Origin of the sequence: Spirillospora sp. NPDC049652 (assembly GCF_040675125.1) — a bacterium.
In the GTDB taxonomy this organism is placed as follows: domain Bacteria; phylum Actinomycetota; class Actinomycetes; order Streptosporangiales; family Streptosporangiaceae; genus Spirillospora.
Genome location: NZ_JBFAOF010001249.1, coordinates 1 through 1,751, shown reverse-complemented (window position 1 = coordinate 1,751; position 1,751 = coordinate 1). Strand labels below are relative to the sequence as shown.

The following is a 1,751-nucleotide window of genomic DNA, read 5'->3' as shown; positions in this document are numbered from 1 at the left end:
CGAGCCGACCGTCCCGCACGCGCCGGTCACCAGCACGCGGCGGCCCCGGACGAGCCGCCGGGCGCGCGGCCCGGTCACCGCGACCTCGTCCCGCCCGAGCAGCAGCGACAGCGGCTGCGGCTGCGGCTGCGAGGGCGACGGCGGCGGCGCCTTGGACGCGGTGGACCGCGTCCTCGGCGAGCGTCCCGGGAACCAGCGCATGGTTAGCCCGCCAGCGCGGTGCGGCGGCGCAGCGCGCCGGTCAGGTGCCCGACGACCCGATCCTGCTGGGTGGCGGTCAGCCCCGGGAACAGCGGCAGCGACAGCAGTTCCTCGGCGACCCGGTCGGTCACCGGCACCGCCTCGCACTCGTCCGGGCCGAGCACGTCGCGGTACCGCGTCATGTGGCTGACCGGGATGAAGTGCACCGACGTCCCGATGCCCGCCTCGGTCAGCTCGGCGATCAGCGCGTCCCGGTCCGGCACCCGGACCTGGTACAGGTGCCAGGCGTGCGTGATCCCGTCCAGGTCCCGCTGCGGCAGGACGACCCCGGGCAGGCCGCCGAGCGCCTCGTCGTAGCGGCGGACGAGTTCGGCGCGCTCGTCCTGCCAGCCCGGCAGCGCGCCGAGCTGCGCCCGCCCGATCGTCGCCTGGATGTCGGTCATGTTCGCCTTGAGGCCGACGTCGCGGACGTCGTACCGCCAGCTCCCGCCCGGCAGGTAGCGCTTCCAGGAGTCCTTGCTCATGCCGTGCAGCCGCGTCGAGCGGATCCGGTCGGCGAGGTCCGGGTCGTCGGTTGCGACCGCGCCGCCCTCGCCGATCGGCATGTTCTTGGTCGCGTAGAAGCTGAAGCACGCCGCGTGCGACCGCGCGCCGACCCGGACGCCGTCGCGGGCCGCGCCGGGGCCGTGCGCCGCGTCCTCGACGACGCGCGTCCGGTCGAGCCCGGCGGCGGCGGCGAGCGCCGGCACGTCCACGGGATAGCCCGCCTGGTTCTGCGTCACCATCGCCAGCGGACGGGTCCGCGCGGCGGCCTTCGCCACGGTCTCCTCGGACGGCACGAGCGTGTCCTCGTCCACGTCCGCCAGCACCGGCCGCAGCCCCGCGTGCAGGATCGCGTTCACCGCGCCGCAGAACGTCAGGCTCGGCGTCAGCACCGGCGAGCCCGGCGGCAGGTCCAGCGCGCGCAGGCACAGTTCCAGCGCGGCCGTGCAGGAGGCGACCGCCACGACGGTGTCCGCGCCGAGGTGGGCGGCGAAGTCCCGCTCGAACTCGGCGACCTGCGGACCGGTGGTCACCCAGCCCGAGGTCAGCGTCTCGGTCACCCGCTCGGCCACCCCGTCCGCGAAGGACGGGACCGCGAACGGCACCTTCTCCCCGTCGCCGGCGCCCGTGCCGTGCCCGGTGGTCTCGGCCCCGGTGGCCTGACGTGCGGTGTGCTGGCTCATTCCGCTACCCCTTGATCTTCCGGCTGGTCGCGACGACCCCGAGCAGCGGCCAGCCGGACGCGGCGACCAGGTCGCGCACCGACTCCAGGCCCGCGACCGGCGTCACCGGCCCGGCCACCGCGACCACCCCGGACCGCGTCCCGGCGGACGGGTCGACGTCCTCGAACGCGTGCACCAGCGTGAGCGCCCGCGTCTCCACCGGCCGGGCGGCCTCGGCGGGCGCGGCCACCTCGCCGGACTCGCGGGTCATCACGGCACGTCCGGCCGTCCAAACCACGGACGTGGACGGCGATGCGTCGGACTCCGGCGCGGCCGGGCCCAGGG

General features: G+C 76.2%; 3 protein-coding genes. All 3 read right to left on the bottom strand.

The features are described 5' to 3' along the window. The coding region (locus tag AB0J52_RS39100) for a hypothetical protein (RefSeq protein WP_500188128.1) at window positions 1-201 on the bottom strand (201 nt) is incomplete at its 3' end. Between the two features lie 2 nt (window positions 202-203). Then, window positions 204-1,427 (bottom strand): DegT/DnrJ/EryC1/StrS family aminotransferase, encoded by a 1,224-nt coding sequence (locus AB0J52_RS39095; protein WP_500188127.1) that lies wholly within the window; start codon window positions 1,425-1,427, stop codon window positions 204-206. A gap of 4 nt (window positions 1,428-1,431) precedes the next feature. Further along, window positions 1,432-1,751: hypothetical protein (locus AB0J52_RS39090; protein WP_500188125.1), on the bottom strand; the 320-nt coding region annotated here is incomplete at its 5' end.